Source organism: Metabacillus herbersteinensis, from assembly GCF_042433335.1.
Lineage (GTDB): Bacteria > Bacillota > Bacilli > Bacillales > Bacillaceae > Metabacillus > Metabacillus herbersteinensis.
The window spans coordinates 139,924-161,542 of sequence record NZ_JBHLVO010000007.1 but is presented as its reverse complement, the minus strand read 5'-3'; the positions used below and the strand labels follow the sequence as shown (position 1 = coordinate 161,542).

The window sequence follows — 21,619 nt, the reverse complement described above, 5'->3', positions numbered from 1 at the left end:
TAATCATAGTAAAATGTGTATACTAAGTAAACCTTTGTAGACGTGAGTTTTAGAAACGGCAATGTCAGTGGAGAGAGGAGTGAACACGATGGCAACAATTAAAGATGTGGCAAAGTTAGCGAACGTAGCACCTTCAACAGTGTCACGTGTAATTGCAAACAATCCGCGAATTAGTGATAAAACGAAAGTACGTGTTCGTGAAGCGATGGGTGAGCTCGGTTATCATCCGAATTTTATTGCGAGAAGCTTAGCAAATAAATCAACAGAGGCAATAGGCCTTGTAATTCCAAGTTCTGCAGATAAGGCGTTTCAAAATCCCTTTTTCCCTGAGATTATTCGTGGAATTAGCAAAGGCGTACACCAAAAACATTACTCTCTTCAAATGTCGACTGGTGAAACAGAGGATGAAATTTTTGAAGGTGTTATGCAAATGGTCGAGGGGAAGCGAGTGGATGGCATTATTCTTCTCTATTCCCGCGTTGATGATAAGTTAACTGGCTATTTAAAACGAAAGAAATTTCCATTTGTTATTGTTGGAAAGCCATTTAAAGACATTGAAGAAATTACCCATGTGGATAACGATAATTATCGGGCAGCAAAGGAAGTAACAGAGCATCTTATTTACTTGGGGCATGAGCAGATTGCGTTTGTCGGAGGTAACCTCAATTTTGTTGTAACAATTGATCGACTACTAGGATATGAAAAAGCAATTCGAAATGCAAATCTTGTCTATCGAGATGAATATATTGTTCACGAAGAGTTTCTTAAAGAGGGTGGGCAGGAAGCAGTTAAAGAACTGTTTTCATTAAAGGAACCTCCAACAGCACTTGTGGTCGCGGATGATTTAATGGCATTAGGGGTTCTAAATATGCTTGATACAATGGGTATTAATGTACCGAACGATGTATCTGTTGTTTCTTTTAACAATGTCATGTTGTCAGAAGTCTCAAGACCTCCTTTAACAACCGTTGACATAAACATTTTTCAACTCGGCTATGAAGCGGCTAAGAACATGATTCAGATAATTGAGGAACCATTAGAACCAATGAAAAGAATTATTGTTCCTTATCGAATTGTTGAAAGACAATCGTGTATTGAGTATGTGAAGGAACATTTACAGAGTGTGTAAGATGCAAAATGAATGCCACAGCTGAAATTGCTGTGGCATTTTTTTTCTATTTATGAAATTATAAAATTCTTGTACTGTGGATAACGTTTCTGCATCCAGCTCCAGCGCCTAGCCCTGACGCACAGGACGTGCTAATGCAGTTACAGCGACAGGACGTCGCGATTGTAACTGCCTCGAGGTCATAAGTCAATTATAAATTGAAGGCAAAGAACACCTTCTATTTATAATCGCCTTATGCTTGTCGGGGCTGTTCAAGGCGCTTGCGCTTTTGTTCCTGGAATAGTTGTTCATCAGTGTTACTAAATTTACCCGTTTACTATCTTCCCGCCATTCACATGAATCATCTGTCCGGTTATATAGGAAGAATCATCACTGGCTAAAAAAACATAGCTTGGTGCTAGTTCTTCGGGTTGTCCAGGTCGCTTCATTGGTGTATCTGCACCAAATTTTGCGACTTGATCACTAGGGAAAGTTGATGGAATAAGTGGTGTCCAAATTGGACCTGGTGCAACACCGTTTACACGGATACCCTTTCCAACGAGTGATTGTGATAAAGATCTTGTGAACGTAGTTATCGCGCCTTTTGTTGCTGAATAGTCAAGAAGTTGATCATGCCCAGCATAGGCTGTGATTGAGGAAGTGTTAATGATTGAGCTGCCTTGTTTTAAATGTGGCAACGCAGCTTTTGTTAAGTAAAAGAACGAGAAGATATTTGTTCTAAACGTTCGTTCCAGCTGCTCACTTGTAATATCCTCTATCCCTTTTTGAGGGTGCTGTTCTGCGGCATTGTTGACAAGGATATCTAATTTTCCGAATCGATTGACGGTGTCAGAAACAATCTTTTGACAAAACCCTTCGTCACCGATATCTCCTGGGATTAATAAGCATTGTCGACCTTCTTTTTCGATGTATTTTTGCGTTTTATTAGCGTCTTCGTGTTCATCAAGGTAGGAAATAACAACATCTGCGCCCTCTTTTGCAAAAAACACTGCGACTGCTCGTCCAATTCCACTGTCACCGCCTGTAATAATGGCGACTTTATCCTGTAATTTTCCACTACCTTTATAAGTAGAGTCTGTAAAATCGGGCTTCGGGTTCATTTCATCCTCATGACCTGGCTGTACATTTTGATGTTGTGCTGGCATCGTTTGTTTCTGTTGATCTTGACTCATTTTTTAAACCCTCCTCATTTTATTGACCATAGTAGTATGCAAAAATAGGTTGATAAGTATGTCTAGTTTGAATGTTCCCCGATTTAGCTAATCAAAACCACTGAATTCAGTAAATAGGACTATTTGATTAATAAAGATCGGCTAAATTACATCTCTTCTGCGTCTGGTTGATAATGTGCTCTCCTCGTCAAAACTCAAAGAAAAAAAGCTGAAACATGAAGTTTCAGCTGATTACATTAAAATATTTTGCATCTGGATGAGAAACGACGATCGCAGAAACTGATGCTTCAGGTTCCATCATGAAGCCCTCTGTTAGCTGAATTCCGATATCTTCAGGTTTCAACAAACGGAACAGTTTTTCTTGATCATCAAGATTCGGACAGGCAGGGTAGCCGAATGAATAGCGTTGACCTTGATATTTAGCTGAGAAACGATGATCCATTGTAAAGTCAGGAGCATCTGGAAAGCCCCAGCGATCACGCACTAATTGATGTGTTCGCTCGGCAAGTCCTTCTGCAAGTTCCAATGCAAGTGCTTGAACGGCGTGACTTTTTAAGTAATCGCCTCTTTCTTTATAGTGCATCGCTAGGTCGCGTACTTGACTACCAGCTGTAACGGTGAACATTGCCACATAATCATGTTTAGTGGGCTGTTTAGGTCGAACATAATCAGAGATACAACGGAATGGCAGCTTCGATTGTCTTGGAAACTCAAATGTTTCAATGATTTTGCTTGTATCGTTAGGGTCCAATATATACAGCTTTTCGTTTTCACTATAAGAAGGGAAAAATTGATAGGCTGCTGCAGGCTGGAACCAGTTGTTTTTTTGTCCTTCTTTAAGTAGTTCTTGGATTAGTTCCATGAGCTCGACGGCTTTTGGATCTTTATTTTTAATTAATTCCTTCACTTTTCCCTTTAAGCCCAAATGATGCCCGATCAACATTTGCATATTGATGTATGGGATGATTTGAGGGAGGTCAATATTTTTAATTAAGTGACGGATTGTATCAACTGGTTGAAAAATAGGTGCTTTAGTTAACTGGGCGCGCTTTTCTAAAAGTTGAACTACTCCTTGATCTTGTTTTCGGAATGATGGGTGGTCGTCAACCAGAACAGGTTCCCTTTTCACAAACTGTTCTGGTGAAGTTCGCAACTGGTTTGCTAGAGCGAGACCGTCCATAGCATCTTTTGCGTACACGACAGGTCCATCATAGTTAGGTGAAATTTTATTATTTGTAAATTTTCGAGAGAGAGCTGCTCCGCCGACTAAAATTGGCACGGAAACCCCTGCATCGTGTAAATCCTTTGCCGTGATGACCATTTGTTGAGCAGATTTAACAAGCAAGCCTGATAAGCCAATGATATCTGGTTTTTCTTTACGTACGGCTTCGATAAGAGTTTGAGGTGTGACTTTGATTCCAAGATCGACAACTTTATAGCCGTTGTTACTTAGGATAATATCAACTAAGTTTTTACCGATATCGTGTACATCACCCTTAACGGTTGCTAGAAGAATTTTACCTTTGCCGCTGTCATCTTTCTTTTCCATAAATTGTTCTAAATACGAGACAGAGGTTTTCATGACTTCGGCACTTTGCAAGACTTCAGCAACAATTAATTGATTGGTGTTGAACAACACGCCGACTTCTGCCATCCCTTTCATAAGTGGACCATTGATAATTGAAAGGGGATCAGGGTAAGCCTCCATCGCCTTTTCTAAGTCAGGAATCAGACCTTCTTTTGTACCTTCGACAATGTACAAAGCGAGACGTTCTTCAAGTGGTAGTGTCTGACCTGGCTTTTTCACTTCTTTTTTCTTACCTCGATAAGCGTTTGTAAACGTTGCGAGTGTCGTATTATCTGTTCTAAAAAGGAGATCCTCAGCCATTTGGATTTCTTCTTTGGGAATCGATGCAAAGCGTTCGAGTTTTTCCGTATTTACGATGGCGTAATCTAAACCAGCTTGTGTACAGTGGTATAGATAAACAGCATTTAAAACTTCTCTGCCAACAGGAGGGAGACCAAAGGAAACATTACTAACACCGAGAATAGTTAAGCATTCTGGAAGTTCCTTTTTGATGAGTTGAATGCCTTTAACAGTCTCTTCTGCTGAACCAATGTATTGTTCATCACCTGTGCCGACAGGGAAAACTAATGGATCAAAAATAAGGTCACTCGCTTTTAAACCGTGCTTATGAACAAGTAGGTCATGTGAGCGTTTTGCAATTTTTAGTTTATCTTCAGCGGTTAAAGCCATGCCCACTTCATCAATCGTTCCAACGACAACTGCTGCACCGTATTGTTTAATAAGTGGTACGATCGCGTCAAAGCGCTCTTCACCATCTTCAAGATTAATCGAGTTGATAATTGCTTTACCTTGTGAATATTTTAAGGCACGTTCGATTACTTTTTCATCAGTTGAATCAATGACAAGTGGAGCTTTTACTTTTTTTACGAGTTCTTTAATAAAAAGCTCCATGTCTTCTAGCTCTTCGCGGTCAGGATCGGCTAAACAGATGTCAATGACATGGGCACCATTTTTCACTTGAGCTCGTGCAACTTCAGATGCTTCTTCAAATTTTTGCTCAGCGATCAATCGTTTGAATTTTCTAGAGCCAATAACATTTGTTCGTTCTCCTACAAATAAAGGTCGCATTCCTTCTTCGTATATAAGTGGTTCAATCCCTGAAACGGTGTGGCCACTTGAGATCTCAGAAATAGGACGAGGTGTAAGACTTGAAACAGCCTCAGCTAATGCCTGAATATGTTCAGGTGTTGTTCCGCAACAGCCTCCGACAATATTGAGCCATCCTTGTTCTGCAAAGCCTGAGATTTTTTTTGCTAATGATTGTGGAGACTCGTGATAATTACCTTCTTCATCAGGCAGACCTGCATTTGGATAACAGCTTACAGCCGTATTAGCTAAGCCGGATAATGTCCTAATGTGATCCGTCATAAATTCAGGACCTGTTGCACAGTTTAGACCAACAGAAATCGGCTTCATATGCTCCAACGAAATGTAAAAAGCTTCAATATCCTGTCCAGCGAGTGTAGTTCCCATCGGCTCAATGGTTCCAGAAATCATTAGTGGAACTTCTTTACCGACTGTTTCAAATGCTTTCTTTATCCCTAAAAAACCAGCTTTCACATTTAACAAATCTTGACTTGTTTCAAGTAAAAGTAAGTCAACACCACCAAGTAGTAAGCCTCTCGCTTGCTCCTCGTATGTGTCAACAAGGGTGTCAAAGGAAGTTCCACCGGTAACGGACAGTGTTTTCGTGGTTGGTCCCATTGAACCTGCTACAAACCTTGGTTTAGAAGGGGTAGAAAATTGCTCTGCAGCGCGCTTGGCAATTTTGGCTGATTCAATATTAAGTTCGAGCGCTAAATGACCTAGTTCATATTCGTCTAAAACCAAACTTGTTGCGCCAAACGTATTTGTCTCGATAATATCAGCATTTGCTTCTAAATAGGCTTTGTGAATATTTTCAATGAGTGTGGGACTTGTTTTGGTTAAGTATTCATTACAGCCATCATACTCTTCACCACCGAAGTCAGCGGCAGTGGGATCGGCTTGTTGAATCATTGTTCCCATTGCTCCATCGAGAACGAGGATTCGTTTTTTTAGTTCTTCTTGTATGTTAGACATGGAAGATCTTCCTTTCAGTACGTTGTTTTTCTTTTTGATGAATATAGTGAGTGAGCTCTACTGTTAAGTCGTACTGCAAGAAAGGAGTGATCAGATAAATACCATTAAACAGTTCAAACGCAGTATCAATCAATGAACGTGCAATGGCTAATCCTTCTTGACGTGCTTTTTCTTTGTCATTCCCAGCCAAAGCCATTTTTTCACGGATGGAATCTGATAGCTTAATTCCTGGAATTTCGTTATGAATAAACTCGGCATTACGCGTGGACGTCAAAGGCATAATCCTGATATAAATTGGCGCTTTTAATTGTTTAGTAGCTAGATAAACGTCTTCAATTTGTTGAGTAGAATAAAGTGGCTGAGAGATGAAATAGTCAGCACCACAATGAATTTTTTTCTCGAGACGGACAACAGCTTTATCAAGATGTCTGACATTTGGGTTAAAGGCTGCCGCAACCGAGAAATTCGTTTTTTCACCTAGGGGTTTCCCTGAATAAGACAATCCTTCGTTGAACTGCTTGATTAAACTAATTAAATCGAACGATGATAAATCGTATACAGAGGTAGCACCTGGAAAGTCACCAATCTTTGACGGATCACCAGTTACAGCTAAAACATCTGATAAACCGAGAGTATGGAGCCCCATTAAGTGTGATTGCAAGCCAATTAAGTTTCTGTCACGGCATGTAAGGTGAATAAGTGTCCTGGAATTTGCTTTTTCCTTGGCGAGTAAACCAGCAGCAACATTGCTTACCCTCGGTGTTGCAAGGGAATTATCTGCAAGAGTTAGCGCGTCAATTCCAGCCTGTTGCAAAGCGAGTGCACCTTCTAAAAAAGTGTTCAATCCGAGCTTTTTTGGTGGATCGAGTTCAACTATCACAGAACGTCTTTCTTTGACAATGTCCTGAAGTGGTGGTTCAGGTGTTGGGTTATTTGAGGTCGTAATTACTTCCATTTTCGGAAGCTTCACCTTTTTTTCTGTAACTGGTTTCAAGTGTGAAACAGCGTTGGCCATTGCACGAATATGCTCTGGCGTCGTTCCACAGCAACCACCGATAAGACGGACACCTTGTTCTCTGAACTTCAAGGCACTTTCTTCAAAATAGCGTTCATCAGATCCGTAGACAAGTCGACCCTCTTCAAAGGTTGGTAAACTACTATTTGGATAAACAGAAAGAAAGGCGTGTTTTGGAATCGAAACTTCTTCAAGAGACTGAATCATGTGATAAGGTCCTAGTCGACAGTTCAAACCAACAACATTTGCTCCGAGTTCCTCTAATTGGCTTAGGCCGTCCTGTAATGAGGTTCCGTCTTGGAGGACACCTGCATCATGGAGAGAGACGTTTGTAATAATCGGCTTGTTTGTTTCTTTCCTAGCAATCTGAAGGACCGTCTTGAGTTCTTCAAAATCATAGTATGTTTCTAAAAGGAGGCCGTCGACATCCTCACTAAGTAAAAGAAATAACTGTTCACGGAAGTTTCGTTTCACTTCATCTAAGGAATGGGCACTCTTTTTAAATGCACGAACACCACCAATCGTACCAACAACATGTGTAGAGGGTGTCGCAGCCTGCTTTGCTATTTCCACGGCTCTTTTATTGATTTGCCGAATCTCATCTTCAAGTCCGTATCTTGAAAGTTTAATAAAGTTGGCGCCGTACGTGTTTGTCTGAATGATATCGGCTCCAGCTTGGATATAGGACTGATGCACGTGAAGTACATCCTCAGGTTTTGATAAATTTAATTCTTCAAAACATCGATCAACACCATGGGAATAGAGAAGCGTTCCCATCGCACCATCTGCTATTAAAATTGAATTCTGTAATTCTTTTAAAAAACTCATGATTAAAGCCTCCGTTTCTTAGGATGTATGGTTAAAAAAAGGGGGGCTTTATTATAAATAAAAAAGCCTTCTAAAGAAGAAGACTTTGATGAAACAATCCTTCCCCTTATCTGCCAAGCATCTGTTATATGCTTTGCTGGAGTTAGCACCTTGGTAAGCAGAAGATCATTTTACCTAGACCTTCTTGGGTTACCGGTTGCTGAAGCTTCAAAGGGCCAGTCCCTCAGCTTCTCTTGATAAGAATACCTATTTACTTTAATTGATTAAAAACTGTTACAACTAATTTATCTAATATTTAGAAAAATATCAACCTTAAATTGAAAAAGTGTGAAAAATGTTGTGTTTTTTTACTGGCAATTATAAGGATATAAGAAAAATCAACGGATGCTTTAATAGAGATTTAAATGTGGAATTATAGTAATATTATTTAGAATTGTATTTAATTTTGAAAAGAACAGGTGAGTGGATGAATAAACTTTCTTCAATGACAACTGCATTTGCATCATTACAATGGTTGTTTTTTATTTTTGCTAATATTGTGGTAGTACCGATTTCAGTAGGAATGGCTTTTGAGCTTTCATCATTTGAAGTGGCGTCTATCTTAAGAAGTTCATTAATCGTGACGGGAATTGCCTGCGTGCTGCAGGGACTGATCGGGCATCGCTATCCTATTTTGGAAGGACCTTCTGGTGTTATTTGGGGGTTGATACTTAATTTGAGTTTATCTGCATCAACTTTAGGGATGAGCTTTACCGAGATTGGTGGGGGAATTGCTACTGGCATGCTATTAGCCGGGGGTGTCACGCTCATATTAGCTGCATGTAACCTAACTTTTTTACTTAAAAAAATTTTCACTCCAATGGTGATGAGTGTTTATTTATTTTTATTAACGTTTCAGTTGATGATTATTTTCTTTGAAGGAATGCTGAAAATCGACAGCGATGGAAGAATTAATCTGCCGATAAGCCTGTTTTCGGTGGGGTTAGTGGTTTTGGTTAGCTTTTTGAAAATTAAAGGAAATCGACTCATCAGGAATTTTTCTATATTAATCGGAATGGTCTTAGGATGGATTCTATACACGCTTTTATTTTCAACTGAGCAATCAATGAGCGGTGAAGCGGCGCCAGCTTTTACGATTTTTCCTTTCGGGATGCCTAATCTAGAAATAGGGATTATTGCGATTACATTTTTAGGATGTCTTTTAAATTTGAGTAACACGATTGCCTCTGTTCAAGCGGCATCAATTCTTTACAAAGAAACACCAACAAAAAGTCAGTTTAAAAATTCTTATTTGTTGACGGGATGTTATTCGATTGTTGCCTCGCTTTTTGGGTTGGTTACGTATGCACCATTTGCTTCCTCAATCGGGTTTTTAGAGAGCACACAAATTTTTGATCGCAAACCATTTATTATTGGGGGGGCGTTGATATCAGTGCTGGGAATCATCCCGTCATTTGGATTACTGCTTTCAACTTTACCAATAACTGTAGGGAATGCCGTTTTATTCGTTGCCTATATGCAATTATTTGGAGTTTCATTGAAAAGTTTAAATGGATACAAATTTAATTCCATCACGATTTATCGCCTAGCAGCACCAGTGCTAATTGGAATCAGCATCATGACAATTGAGCCAAGTCTTTTTAATAACTTACCTATTTATATTCTTCCGATCGTGTCGAATGGGTTTATTGTAGGTGTGCTGTTATCGATTGTACTAGAGAAATTGGTTAAGTGGGATGATTATTCCCTTGAAGCGCAGAGACAAGGCGCCTGAAAAGCAAGAATACTTTTCAGGCCTCTTTTGTGGTACATATTAAGTGATCATCGATAATTAATAAATTGAACATCTACAGAAAGATCCAACGCGCGAACGGCTGCCATGATTTGTTGAAGATCATCTTTGCTTTTGGCAGTTACCCGTACTTGATCTTCTTGTACTTGAGACTTTACTTTTAAGCCACTGTTTTTGATCAGCGTGTTTATTTTTTTTTGCGTTGTCTTTATCGATTCCTGAAACAAGTGTTGCCTTTTGACGAACGGTTCCGCCTGTAGCGCCTTCAATTTTTCCATAATCAAGGTTTCTAACAGGCACGTTGCGTTTCATTAATTTAGAGAAAAGGACATCTTTTAGTTGCTCTAGCTTGTATTCATCATCTGATTGCAAGGTAATTACTTCTTTTTCAAGAGTAATATTACTTTTACTCCCTTTAAAATCATAACGGGTAGTAACTTCCTTTAAAGCGAGGGTTATAGCGTTTGTAACCTCAGGTAAATCAATTTTTGATACGATATCAAATGAGCTTTCTTTAACTGCCATATAATAAACCTCCATAACGTATATAATATCTATAGATTATAGTAAAATAAAACGATGATCACAACTATTAGAGTATTGAAAGGATTGAATTAGTAATGAAAGCAGGCACGTTTGAAACGTTACGCATAGATGAAAAAGTTGATTATGGCTATTATTTAACAAATGGAGAAGAGCGAGTGCTTTTGCATAAAACACAAATAACGGATGAAATTAAAGTAGGGGACGAGCTAGACGTGTTTTTGTTGTTGGACTCAGAAGACCGGCTTTCTGCAACGATGAAGAAGCCAAAAATAACCGAAGATACATATGAATGGGTTGAGGTTGTCGATGTACTTGAGCGGTCAGGTGCCTTCATAGATATTGGTTTAAGTAAGGATGCGCTTGTTGCCGACGACCATTTGCCATTTTTACGTGAAGTTTGGCCACAGGCTGGGGACATGTTGTATTGTACGTTAAAAGTGACGAATAACGGGAAGCTGTTTGCAAGGCTTGGAACGGAAGAAGTTTTTGAGTCGAAGTTCATAGAAGCAGATCGCGAGCTTTTTAACAAAGAGGTCTCTGGTGTTGTGTACCGCATGATTATTGCAGGGTCGTATATAATTACAGACGAAGGCTACAAAGGCTTCATCCATTCCTCACAAAGAACGCTCGAGCCACGCTTAGGTGAGCGCGTTACTGGCCGAGTAATTGATGTAAAAGAAGATGGCACAATGAATGTCTCACTTTTGCCACGTAAGCATGAAGCGATCGGTGTGGATGCTGAAAAAATTCTTGCCTATATGGAAGATCGTGGTGGAGCGATGCCATATTGGGACAAAAGTGACCCAGATGATATTAAAGAAACGTTTGACATGAGCAAAGGTGCATTCAAACGAGCGGTGGGTAATTTAATGAAGTACGGAGCGGTCTATCAAGAAGAAGGTTGGACCTTTAAGACGAGAGAGCAAGACATTAACCCTGAATAGTCGATCACTCATATCAAGCACTTAGATGTCATGTTGACGTTTGGGTGTTTTTTTGTATACTTTAGTTGCCTATCCATCTGAGGTCAAATGAAGGTATGACTCATTGACCTTAGGTTTTCTATTATAATTGAATGTCGAATTAGCTTATTTTTTGTCAAAACATCGATATATTGGAAATTTCGCAGATAAACACCACACTTTCGTAGATAAATTATTTGACACAACTGATATATCGCAACAAGTAGCCGAAAACAAATACAATTGAATCGAAATAGACACAATAGTTGTCATTTATGTCCAAAACTGTGGCTGAGATCGAATGCAAATAAAAAGCCATAAAAAAAACAGCGTAAAATCATAAGATTTACGCTGTTTTTCCAGTGGATAGCGTTCCTGCATCCAGCTCGAGCGCCTAGCCTTCTCAAACAGGACGTCGCGAATTAAGCCTATCTTTCACTGACCGATTAAGTGGCTTGGTTTTTTGTTTGTTATTTATGATCAGTTAGCTTAGAATTTTGTCTTTCGCCACGTTGGCGATTTTTTTCACGCATCATGTTTTTTTCATGGCGGAGAGCATTATTATCTTTGGCCTTTTTGTCGTTGTCACTTGTATGAGGCATGATAAAACTCCTTTCATGCAAAGTTAGTCATATCATGTCCTCAACTCGTCAAAAATATTTAGTTATTTTTCTTCATTTAAAAAGAAGATAGCAAGTGTGCCTGGGCCTGAATGGGCGCCTATTACTGACCCAACCATGTTGATGTACACTTCTCTTGGTGAAAAGGCTTCTTCAATCAAACTTTTCATTTCAAGCGCAGCTTCTTCGTCATCGCCATGGCTAATCGCGATCGTTTGGTGTTGAAGACCTTTTCCGCGTTCGTTCATCAATTCAATGATTCTTCGGAATACTTTTTTTCGGCCACGAATTTTTTCAAGAGGGACAAGCTTACCGTCTTCAACATGTAACAGTGGCTTTATATTTAAGAGTCCGCCCACAAATGCAGATGCTTTACTGATACGTCCACCTCGTGCTAAATACTCTAAATTATCGACCGTGAAAATATGTTCGATTTTTGTGCAATATTTCTTTACAGATGTTTCTAGCTCAGGTAGAGTGGTTCCGCTGCTAGCTAACTCAACAGCATATTTCACAGCAAGTCCAAAGCCTAGTGATGCACATTTCGTGTCAATGATTTTAAGTTCGAAGTCTGGAAATTCTTCTACAACTTCATTACGTATCATCATTGCTGTTTGATAGGTTCCAGAAAGCTCAGATGAGAATGCAACGTACAAACATGAAAGCTTTCTCTTTGCTAAATCTGTAAACAGTTCTTTTAAGTAAAGTGGTGATGCTTGGGAAGTTTTGACCACTTCGCCTTCTCGCATTGCATTGTAAACGTCCTTTGGGTGAACAGTTAGTAAATCTTGGTAGTCTTTTCCTTTTATATGAACACTTAAGGGAATGAAGGATACGGAATTCGTTTCAAAAAAATCAATCGGCAGATCAGAAGCGCTGTCTGCTAAGATATGTACCGTCATAGTTACACCTCTTTTTTAATTAAAAATAGTTTAAGAATCCTTCAATTATTATATCACTTCCTATTGGTAATATAGGAGATATATGGCTAGTGATATTAAAACATGTTTCTTTTTATTATTAACTATGTATTCATTTTCAACAAATTAGGGAAAACCAAGAATAGTTCGTCAGTAAGGAGGATTTATATAATATGGTTTATGAAGAAACAAAGAAAATAATTGTTGTGCTTCTAGGGGCACTCCTAGGTGCAATTGGTCTTAATTTGTTTTTAATACCCGCCAACGTTTATTCAAGTGGATTTACAGGGGTTGCACAGCTAATCTCTAGTGTTCTTGAAGAGTATACACCTTTTTACATTTCGACAGGAATCTTGCTTTTTCTGCTAAATATTCCGGTTGCTATTTTAGGTTGGAAGAAGGTTGGGAAATCTTTTACGTTTTATAGCTTTTTAAGTGTTGCGGCTATGACAGTTTTCCTAGGGATTATTCCCTTAAGAGCTCTATCAGAGGATATTTTATTAAATGCTGTATTTGGTGGAGTTATAGCAGCCGTTGGGGTCGGTATTACATTGAAGTTTGGTGCATCTACAGGTGGATTAGACATTGTTGCGATGGTTTTATCGAGAATGAAAGATAAGCCAGTAGGTACATATTTTTTTATGTTAAATTCAATTATCATTATTACAGCAGGAATTTTGTATGGTTCGGAGAAAGCTTTATATACACTGGTTACTCTTTATGTATCAACTCGAGTCATTGATGCCATTCATACTCGCCATGAAAAGCTGACCGCAATGATTGTTACAAAAAAGGGTGAAGCATTGAAAAGTGCGATTCATGGTAAAATGGTGAGAGGAATTACAACGATCCCCGCGAAGGGTGCTTTTACGAATGAGCAAAAAGATATGATGATTATTGTTATAACACGTTATGAATTGTATGACTTAGAAAAAATTATTAAAGATGTAGACCCAACTGCCTTTACTAACATTATTCAAACGACAGGTATTTTCGGTTTTTTTAGAAGAGAATAGCGAGGTGCTAGGATGAAAAAATTGGTGATCTTGTTTAGCTTCTTATTACTGTGTGGATGCGGTCAGTCAAGTGAAAAGGATCAAGCGGAAGAGGTGTCTGGAAACTTGGACAAAAAAGAAGTACATTTAACTGTTGACGCACGAGAAAACTCTGAAAACGTAGAATTTGTGATTTCGCTCTTGAATAACACAGAAGAGGAAAAGGATTTTGAATTTCGATCAGGGCAAAAATATGAAATTATTGTACGTGATACAACTGGCAAAGAGGTTTACCGCTACTCTAAAGATCGCATGTTTACACAAGCTCTTCAATACGTCAAGCTTGCACCTGGTGAAAGTCGAGAGTGGAAAGAAATCTGGAACTATCAATTAGACGGTAAACGGGTAGATGCTGGTGAATACAATGTAACAGTGACATTGAAGGGTCAGGCAGAAGGTGTTAAAACGTTATTTGCAAAGGAAACATTCCAAGTACCACAGGAGAATCAAACCTTCCGTGGTGTCAAATCAACGACCATAAATGGATTTATTGATGTGAGTGGAGAAGTCCTTACAAAAGAAGACAGCTTTTATTATTCTGTTGATGATGGACATCAGCTTTTAGTTGATAAGGAAGAAGTAGGTGTTGACGTAAAAAACAAGTGGACACCTTTTACTTTTTCTATCCAAAATGAGACACTAAAATCTTCTGACGGTATAAAGACTCTTCAGCTCTTTAAGAAGAAAGAGGCTGAAGAGTCATATGAAATGAAAATATAAGTAAAGCGTCAAACTCAGTTTGTAAAAAAAAGCTACGGATTTCCCGCAGCTTTTTAATTTCGATTAAGATAAAATTCAAGAACTGTGAATAGCGTTTCTGAACCAGCTCTAGCACAAGCCCCCGACGCATTGAACGTGCTAGCAGTCATGGCGCCTCGCGCTTTTTTAATTAAATCGAATCAATCGAATTCTGTAGTTCGCGTAACTGCAAACGCTCAGCATCTGTCGTTTGATTAAATGCAGATGATAAGGCATTTTTAGCTTTATGAATGGCTTCGTATTTATCACCATTCAATGTCCCATTTGCTACCTGTTCGGCATACGAGACGGCTTCTCTAGCTTCTTGAAACAATTGATTTCCCATTTATATCCCTCCGAGAGAGGATTCTTCAGCTTGTCTAGATTTTCGTTCTTCTGAATCAGACATTGTCATGTGATAAGGGATTCTTTCATCGTGTTTTGCAACAGTATCTTTACCTTGCTGAACAAAACGCTTTGACTTGTTACTTTTACCCATTTGTAACTCCCCCTTTATCATTAACGCAAACTACTTTGCGTCTACTCTATTTTCTGCTGTGAGGAAGGAAATTATAATGGGAAATTGATACAAAAAAAGACGCCCTAAGGCATCTTCTTTTTTAAATTTCGTTTGTAAACAATCTAAGAAAATTAAAGCGACAGGGCACTTTTTAAATAATAAGCGACACCATCTTCTTCATTTGTTTTCGTTTCGTGAGTCGCGATAGTCTTTAACTGCTCAATTGCGTTCCCCATTGCGACACCTTGACCTGCGAATTTTAACATTTCTAAATCATTGTCTTCGTCCCCAAATGCGATAATTCTTGCTGCTGGAATGTTGTAGTGATCAGCAATCCTTTTTAATCCAACTGCCTTGTTCATACCTGATTTAATAATCTCAATTACATGCCAAGGAGCTGCCCAGCGCCGGTGATCAACGACTTCAGCATGTACATCTGATAAGTACGTTCTGATATTTTCAACTTCATCTTCACTTGCATGAATAAGAATACTCGTAACATCCTCGCCAAGACTTTCACGTAAATCACCAATTTTTACATTGGGTGTTCCCATGCTAAAAATATCAAGTAGCTTTTCATCATGATAATGAAAGTAAACATCATCAATAACTTCGGCTAGCATATTGTGAATATTGTGTTTTTCAGCGACTTCAATAATTTCTTTTACAACCTTAAGTTCTAATGTTGTATGATATGTACCCCATGAATTATCCTTTGGGTGATGAACATATGCTCCATTGAAATTGACAATAGGCGTGTCAAGATTCAGTTCATCATAGTATAGCGAGCTTGAACGAAAGGGCCGCCCCGTTGCAATACAAACAACATGTCCTGCTTCCCTCGCCTTTATAATTATCTCCTTTGAATACTCTGATATTGTTTTGTTATCTGTTAATAACGTTCCGTCTAAATCTAAAGCAATTAAAAAGGGTGTAGTGGTCATAAAATCTCCTCTTTTTCAAGTTTAGTGTGACGATCGTATCTGTATTAATATGTCTACGTTTCTAAGTGTATCTTTTTACCAACTTATTTGTCTACATGTTAAACTTTAATTAAACGCAAAATAAGCAAGGAGGAAGACGAGTTGGTCATCATTGAAAAACATCAGATCCAGGACATAGTGTTATTACACGTAGTTAAAGACTCGTTAAAACATACGAAAACGCCTTTTGTTATCTTCATTCATGGCTTTACAAGTGCGAAGGAACATAACCTCCACTATGCTTATCTGTTAGCGGAAAAAGGGATTAGAGTTGTTTTACCGGATGCAGAATTTCACGGTGAAAGAGCAAAAGCATTATCTAGCTTAGATTTGAGCATGCAATTCTGGGATATTGTCATAAATGAGATACATGAACTCAATTTAATTAAAGAGCATTTTCAACATTTAATTGATCAAGATCGAATAGGAGTAGTAGGGACTTCGATGGGTGGCATCACGACACTAGGTGCGCTCACACAGTATCGCTGGATCAAAGTCGCAGTTAGCTTAATGGGCAGTCCATACTACACAATGTATTTAAAAGAGCAACTAAAACACCTTGCTCAAAATGGAGTCGATGTTAAGTTAACAGAGAATCAATTAGCAGAAAAATTAGACGCGCTAAGCAGGTACGACTTGTCACTACATAAAGAAACCCTCGCTGAACGCCCTTTACTATTTTGGCATGGTGAAAAAGATGAAGTCGTTCCATTCGCACCAACTTACCAATTTTATAAAGAGATTTTACCATTGTATGAGCAATCCCCAGAGAATATTCGCTTTATTGCAGATCCTGCGGCTGATCATAAAGTATCAAGAGAAGGCTTGCTTACAACTGCAGAGTGGTTTGAAAAGCATTTATAGGAGCAGATCATTTTAAATAAGTAATACTCTTCGATATAATTGCATGTGAACCTACCCGTGCGAAACAGCATTATTAAAAAGGAGGAATACTCAATGGATCAAGATTTAAAAGATAATCTATACGGTGCATTAGAGACGGTTGTCGACCCTGAACTAGGAGTAGACATTGTAAACCTTGGACTTGTCTACGATGTTGAAATGGATGAAAACGGGCAAACAGACGTTACGATGACATTAACATCAATGGGCTGCCCACTTGCTGGGACCATTGTTGATGAAGTAAAAAAAGCATTGTTTGATATTCCAGATGTCAAAAACGTCGAAGTGAATATTGTCTGGAATCCACCGTGGACGAAAGATAAAATGTCGAGGTACGCGAAGATAGCGTTGAATATCCAATAATCAAATAGGCATTAAAAGAGAGCTGACAATTTGTCAGCTCTCTTTTTTATTGTCAGAATGTTAAAATAATGTAAAAATATTATTTATACACTTGATTTTATTTTTATACATATCTATAATGAGTAATTATTTAGGAAAATGAATTTAAAAAAGCGGGTGATCTTTTGAAAGTTGGAATAATTGGTGCTTCCGGCTATAGTGGTGTTGAATTGTTTCGGATTTTAAATAATCATCCGAATATTGAAAAGTGCATGCTGTATTCATCATCGGAAGTTGATAATTCGTATTCACGTACATTTCCACATCTGAATTGTATAAGCGACCATTCATTAAAAAAAATTGAAATAAATGACTTAAGTGAATCTCTTGATGTTCTCTTTCTCGCTACACCACCAGGAGTTTCAGCATCACTAACGCCAGCACTTTTCCCCTCACGTTTAAAAATAATTGATTTATCTGGAGACTTGAGGCTTAAAAAAAACTCTGATTATGAACAGTGGTATAAACGGCAAACTGCTGATGAGGAAATTTTACAATCAGCCGTTTATGGCTTACCAGAACTTAACTATAAACAGATAGAACATGCAAAATTAATTGCAAACCCTGGCTGTTTTCCGACTGCTTCAATTCTTGGCTTAGCTCCAATCACAAAAGAATCGCTAATTGATGAACAGTCGATTATCGTCGATGCAAAATCGGGAGTTTCTGGAGCGGGACGGAAAGCCTCAGCGGTTACGAGTTACGCAGAAATCAATGAAAACCTCAAAATTTACAAAGTTAATGAGCATCAACATATACCTGAAATCGAGCAAGCACTACACAGCTTAAATGACCAAATTAATACCATCACATTTTCTACACACCTAATTCCTATGACGAGAGGAATTATGGCAACAATTTATGTGAAATTAGTACACGAAATTTCAACTGAGAGATTACTAGATTGCTACAGAACATTTTATGAGCATTCACCATTCGTGCGAATTCGAAATATGAATGAATTTCCATCAACAAAAGAAGTGTATGGTTCCAATTATTGTGATATCGGGTTAAAGGTAGATGAGCGCACGGGAAGAGTCACAATTGTTTCTGTCATTGACAACTTAATGAAAGGTGCTGCTGGGCAGGCAGTACAAAATTTTAATATTATGCATGGTTTAAATGAGACGACTAGTCTTCACACAGCACCCATTTTTCCATAGTAAGAATGTAAGGGGAGATTATCTTGTTAAAGACAAAGGATACGAGTGAACTACTAAAAATAAAAAACGGCACAGTTGTGAGCCCAAAAGGATTTTTAGCAGCAGGGGTTCATGCGGGTCTCCGATATTCTAAAAATGACTTAGGAATTATTTTGAGTGAAGTACCTGCAAATAGTGCAGCGGTTTATACACAAAGTCATTTTCAAGCCGCTCCTCTTAAGGTAACGCAAGAAAGCATCAATCAAGCAGGAATGCTTCAAGCTATTATCGTAAATAGTGCAGTAGCCAATGCGTGTACGGGTGAAAAAGGACTTCAAGATGCCTATGAAATGAGAGCACATTGTGCGAGAAAATTTCAATTAGCAGAACACCATGTTGCTGTTGCTTCGACGGGAGTAATCGGTGAATATCTTGAAATGGAAAAGATTCGAGATGGAATCGATCAGCTAAAGCCTTCTTCGCAAAATAATCAAGCTGAGAATTTTGGGCAAGCCATTTTAACAACAGATACAGTGATGAAAACATCCTGTTACGAGCTAAATATTGACGAAAAAAAGGTAATAATTGGGGGAGCTGCAAAAGGTTCGGGAATGATTCATCCAAACATGGGGACTATGCTTTCCTTCATCACAACCGATGCAAAAATAGATTCGGACTCACTTCACACCGTATTAAAAGACATTACAAACACAACATTTAACCAAATCACAGTCGACGGTGAAACATCAACAAACGACATGGTCATTGTAATGGCAAACGGTCTAGCAGAAAATCAAACTCTTAATGAAAATCACCCACAATGGAGCCAATTCAAACTAGGATTGCAAAAGGTAGCTGAGGAATTAGCAAAGCAAATTGCCAAAGACGGAGAAGGGGCAACAAAGCTTATCGAAGTAAAAGTAACAGGAGCAAAAACAGTGAATGAAGCAAACATTGTTGCCAAGAAAATTGTCGGATCAAACCTAGTGAAGACCGCTGTATATGGAGCTGACGCAAACTGGGGCAGAATCGTCGGGGTAATCGGACATAGCGATGTATCACTACAACCAGAGCTAGTTGAAATCTATTTAGAAGATACTTGTTTATTTAAAGAAAATAGTCCACAAGCATACTCAGAAGAAACAGCAACTGCCGCTTTAAAAAAAGAACAAGTAAACATCTTGGTTCATCTAAAAAATGGTGATGCTTCTGGTAAAGCTTGGGGTTGCGACTTAACCTATGATTATGTGAAAATTAATGCCAGTTATCGGACATAAGGAGTTGACCATGAATAAAACGATTGTCTTAAAATGTGGTGGCAGTATCATTCATCAATTATCGGATTCATTTTTTCATAGTCTTCAAAACTTAAAGCAAAGCAATTGGAAGATTGTTATTGTGCATGGTGGAGGACCTGATATTACAAAAATGCTATCTTCCCTCAAAATTAGTAGCCAATTTTATCATGGGCAACGAAAAACGACGAAGGAAGTATTAGAAATTGCTGAGATGGTCTTAGCTGGGAAAATCAATAAACAGTTAACGAACACACTTCAACAACACACCATCAAGGCAATCGGAATTTCAGGGAGTGATGGTGAGTTACTACAGGGAGAGTTTTTGAATAAAGAACAACTAGGATTAGTAGGGAAAGTAACAGATGTTAACACCAAGTTGATCTCGCTATTAACAGATAATGGATATATCCCAGTTATTGCTCCACTGGCACTTACAGCGACAGGGGAAACATTGAATGTAAATGCCGATTTAGCAGCAGCAGCCATTGCAAACAATTTAGAGGCTGAGAAGCTTTTATTTGTAACAGATGTGCCAGGGATACTCGATGAAAACGGTTATGTGATAAAGAAAATATCCCAAACAGAAATAAATGAACACATTTTAAATGGAGTCATAACAGGCGGGATGATTCCAAAGGTTGAATCTGCTATTTCCACTTTGTCTGAAAAACTGCAGGAAGTGATGATTGTAAGTGGTAAAGCTTCTTTACTAGAAGGTGAGGACTTTATTGGAACGAAAATCGTACGTGTCAAGGAGGCAATCATTTCGTGAGCAGCTTATTTCCGACTTATCAGCGCTTTGATTTAACTGTTAAAGAAGCAAAAGGCTCTTGGATCATTGATGAACATGATGAACGCTACTTAGATTTTGTATCAGGAATTGCCGTTTGCAACTTAGGTCATGGTGATGAAGATGTATTGCATGCTGTACAAACACAGCTTGAGAAAGTTTGGCATACATCAAATCTATACCATCTTCCATTACAAGAAGAGGTAGCAAAACTATTAGTTAAAAATAGTGATGGAGATGCCGTATTTTTTTGTAACAGCGGCGCAGAAGCAAACGAGGCAGCGATTAAACTAGCACGCAAGCATACTGGTAAATCGAAAATTATCACGTTTAAACAATCGTTCCATGGCCGGACATTTGCAACAATGTCTGCTACGGGTCAAGAAAAAATCCATAGTGGATTTGGTCCCCTTCTCCCAAGTTTTGATTATCTACCATATAACGATGTAAATAGTTTAGATAAGCTGGTTGATCACGATATCGCAGCGATTATGCTTGAGGTTGTTCAAGGTGAAGGTGGTGTCCTACCTGCAAGCCAAGAATTCATGCAAAAGGTGGAGGAAACATGCCAACGCACTGGTGCCTTACTGATCATTGATGAAGTTCAAACAGGAATCGGTCGAACAGGCAAGCCGTTTGCCTATCAACACTTCCCAGTTTCGCCAGATATTATCACGTCGGCAAAAGGTCTCGGAAATGGATTTCCAGTTGGCGCAATGATCGGAAAGAAGTCACTAATCGAATCCTTCCAACCTGGTAGCCACGGCTCAACCTTTGGTGGGAATCCACTCGCAATGTCAGCAGCAAAAGCGACTCTTGAAAAAATAATGAATGAAAAGTTTCTAGAAGTTGTCGAGAAGAAAGCGACGTATTTAGTGGAGCAGTTAAAAACCGAGCTAAACCAAAATTCTCTCATCAAAGAAATACGTGGAATTGGCCTTATGATTGGAATTGAATGTAGCGAGCCAGTAGCTCCAATAATTGATTTGTTAAGAAAAAACAAGCTACTAGTTTTATCAGCAGGTCCAAATGTTATTCGTTTACTGCCACCACTGAATGTATCAATTGAAGAGATTGAACAGTGTATAGCCATTATGAAACAAACTCTATTATCTAGCGAATACTCTGTTGTTGCTCCTATACAAGGTTGAAAAA

Annotated in this window: 19 protein-coding genes, 1 pseudogene and 1 riboswitch; of the genes and pseudogenes, 11 read left to right on the top strand and 9 right to left on the bottom strand. The window is 38.6% G+C overall.

Going from position 1 to position 21,619, the window contains the following annotated elements; translation table 11 throughout:
- The first annotated feature begins 88 nt into the window (after positions 1 to 88).
- Positions 89 to 1,129 carry a LacI family DNA-binding transcriptional regulator gene (locus tag ACFFIX_RS11290; RefSeq protein WP_378933920.1) on the top strand — a complete coding sequence of 347 codons (1,041 nt, stop codon included), beginning with the start codon at positions 89 to 91 and terminating at the stop codon, positions 1,127 to 1,129.
- A gap of 305 nt (positions 1,130 to 1,434) precedes the next feature.
- Here ACFFIX_RS11290 and ACFFIX_RS11285 read toward each other — a convergent pair whose 3' ends face one another.
- The 3 genes from ACFFIX_RS11285 to ACFFIX_RS11275 all read right to left on the bottom strand — a co-directional run bounded on the left by ACFFIX_RS11285 (position 1,435) and on the right by ACFFIX_RS11275 (position 7,793).
- Complete coding sequence (locus ACFFIX_RS11285; protein ID WP_378933918.1) at positions 1,435 to 2,301, bottom strand: SDR family oxidoreductase; 867 nt, start codon at positions 2,299 to 2,301, stop codon at positions 1,435 to 1,437.
- 223 nt (positions 2,302 to 2,524) lie between these two features.
- A complete protein-coding gene (gene metH, locus ACFFIX_RS11280) occupies positions 2,525 to 5,950 on the bottom strand; it encodes a methionine synthase (RefSeq protein WP_378933916.1) in 3,426 nt (1,141 codons plus the stop codon).
- The gene (locus ACFFIX_RS11275) at positions 5,943 to 7,793 is read right to left on the bottom strand and encodes a bifunctional homocysteine S-methyltransferase/methylenetetrahydrofolate reductase (protein WP_378933914.1); all 1,851 of its coding nucleotides are present in this window, start codon (positions 7,791 to 7,793) and stop codon (positions 5,943 to 5,945) included. Before ACFFIX_RS11275 ends, metH begins: the two co-directional genes overlap by 8 nt.
- Positions 7,794 to 7,896: 103 nt before the next feature.
- Positions 7,897 to 8,036, bottom strand: a riboswitch (SAM riboswitch).
- Positions 8,037 to 8,259: 223 nt separating this feature from the next.
- Here ACFFIX_RS11275 and ACFFIX_RS11270 point away from each other — a divergent pair.
- Positions 8,260 to 9,567, top strand: coding sequence for a uracil/xanthine transporter (locus ACFFIX_RS11270; RefSeq protein ID WP_378933912.1), 1,308 nt, complete (start codon positions 8,260 to 8,262; stop codon positions 9,565 to 9,567).
- A 47-nt stretch (positions 9,568 to 9,614) separates the two neighbouring features.
- On the opposite strand, the pseudogene ACFFIX_RS11265 reads toward ACFFIX_RS11270, so the two are convergent.
- Positions 9,615 to 10,110: pseudogene (locus tag ACFFIX_RS11265) on the bottom strand (YajQ family cyclic di-GMP-binding protein).
- A gap of 95 nt (positions 10,111 to 10,205) precedes the next feature.
- Between ACFFIX_RS11265 and ACFFIX_RS11260 the strand changes: the two are divergent.
- On the top strand, positions 10,206 to 11,075 hold the full coding sequence (locus tag ACFFIX_RS11260; RefSeq protein WP_378933909.1) for a CvfB family protein: 870 nt from the start codon (positions 10,206 to 10,208) through the stop codon (positions 11,073 to 11,075).
- 488 nt (positions 11,076 to 11,563) lie between these two features.
- Here the strand turns inward: ACFFIX_RS11260 and ACFFIX_RS11255 are convergent, their stop codons facing one another.
- Together ACFFIX_RS11255 and ACFFIX_RS11250 are read right to left on the bottom strand one after the other, a co-directional pair.
- The gene (locus ACFFIX_RS11255; protein ID WP_378933907.1) at positions 11,564 to 11,695 is read right to left on the bottom strand and encodes a DUF3941 domain-containing protein; all 132 of its coding nucleotides are present in this window, start codon (positions 11,693 to 11,695) and stop codon (positions 11,564 to 11,566) included.
- A 62-nt stretch (positions 11,696 to 11,757) separates the two neighbouring features.
- A complete protein-coding gene (locus ACFFIX_RS11250; protein ID WP_378933905.1) occupies positions 11,758 to 12,615 on the bottom strand; it encodes a DegV family protein in 858 nt (285 codons plus the stop codon).
- 191 nt (positions 12,616 to 12,806) lie between these two features.
- Between ACFFIX_RS11250 and ACFFIX_RS11245 the strand changes: the two genes are divergently transcribed.
- Positions 12,807 to 13,649 carry a YitT family protein gene (locus tag ACFFIX_RS11245; RefSeq protein ID WP_378933903.1) on the top strand — a complete coding sequence of 281 codons (843 nt, stop codon included), beginning with the start codon at positions 12,807 to 12,809 and terminating at the stop codon, positions 13,647 to 13,649.
- A gap of 12 nt (positions 13,650 to 13,661) precedes the next feature.
- Positions 13,662 to 14,408: a BsuPI-related putative proteinase inhibitor gene (locus tag ACFFIX_RS11240; protein ID WP_378933901.1), complete on the top strand. Its 747-nt coding sequence runs from the start codon at positions 13,662 to 13,664 to the stop codon at positions 14,406 to 14,408.
- Between the two features lie 169 nt (positions 14,409 to 14,577).
- Here the strand turns inward: ACFFIX_RS11240 and ACFFIX_RS11235 are convergent, their stop codons facing one another.
- From ACFFIX_RS11235 to ACFFIX_RS11225, 3 genes are all read right to left on the bottom strand, one after another.
- Positions 14,578 to 14,772 carry a DUF3813 domain-containing protein gene (locus ACFFIX_RS11235; protein WP_378933899.1) on the bottom strand — a complete coding sequence of 65 codons (195 nt, stop codon included), beginning with the start codon at positions 14,770 to 14,772 and terminating at the stop codon, positions 14,578 to 14,580.
- The gene (locus ACFFIX_RS11230; RefSeq protein ID WP_378933897.1) at positions 14,773 to 14,925 is read right to left on the bottom strand and encodes a hypothetical protein; all 153 of its coding nucleotides are present in this window, start codon (positions 14,923 to 14,925) and stop codon (positions 14,773 to 14,775) included. It abuts the gene before it with no gap.
- Between the two features lie 152 nt (positions 14,926 to 15,077).
- Entirely contained in the window at positions 15,078 to 15,890 is an 813-nt protein-coding gene (locus tag ACFFIX_RS11225; protein ID WP_378933895.1) for a Cof-type HAD-IIB family hydrolase, read from the bottom strand.
- Between the two features lie 141 nt (positions 15,891 to 16,031).
- Between ACFFIX_RS11225 and ACFFIX_RS11220 the strand changes: the two genes are divergently transcribed.
- From ACFFIX_RS11220 to argD, 6 genes are all read left to right on the top strand, one after another.
- Positions 16,032 to 16,793 carry an alpha/beta fold hydrolase gene (locus ACFFIX_RS11220; RefSeq protein ID WP_378933893.1) on the top strand — a complete coding sequence of 254 codons (762 nt, stop codon included), beginning with the start codon at positions 16,032 to 16,034 and terminating at the stop codon, positions 16,791 to 16,793.
- 93 nt (positions 16,794 to 16,886) lie between these two features.
- A complete protein-coding gene (locus ACFFIX_RS11215; protein WP_378933891.1) occupies positions 16,887 to 17,195 on the top strand; it encodes a metal-sulfur cluster assembly factor in 309 nt (102 codons plus the stop codon).
- A gap of 164 nt (positions 17,196 to 17,359) precedes the next feature.
- The gene (gene argC, locus ACFFIX_RS11210; protein ID WP_378933889.1) at positions 17,360 to 18,397 is read left to right on the top strand and encodes an N-acetyl-gamma-glutamyl-phosphate reductase; all 1,038 of its coding nucleotides are present in this window, start codon (positions 17,360 to 17,362) and stop codon (positions 18,395 to 18,397) included.
- 23 nt (positions 18,398 to 18,420) lie between these two features.
- Positions 18,421 to 19,653 carry a bifunctional ornithine acetyltransferase/N-acetylglutamate synthase gene (argJ, locus tag ACFFIX_RS11205; RefSeq protein WP_378933887.1) on the top strand — a complete coding sequence of 411 codons (1,233 nt, stop codon included), beginning with the start codon at positions 18,421 to 18,423 and terminating at the stop codon, positions 19,651 to 19,653.
- Between the two features lie 10 nt (positions 19,654 to 19,663).
- A complete protein-coding gene (gene argB / locus ACFFIX_RS11200) occupies positions 19,664 to 20,446 on the top strand; it encodes an acetylglutamate kinase (protein ID WP_378933885.1) in 783 nt (260 codons plus the stop codon).
- Entirely contained in the window at positions 20,443 to 21,615 is a 1,173-nt protein-coding gene (gene argD, locus ACFFIX_RS11195; protein ID WP_378933883.1) for an acetylornithine transaminase, read from the top strand. Before argB ends, argD begins: the two co-directional genes overlap by 4 nt.
- Positions 21,616 to 21,619 lie beyond the last annotated feature (4 nt).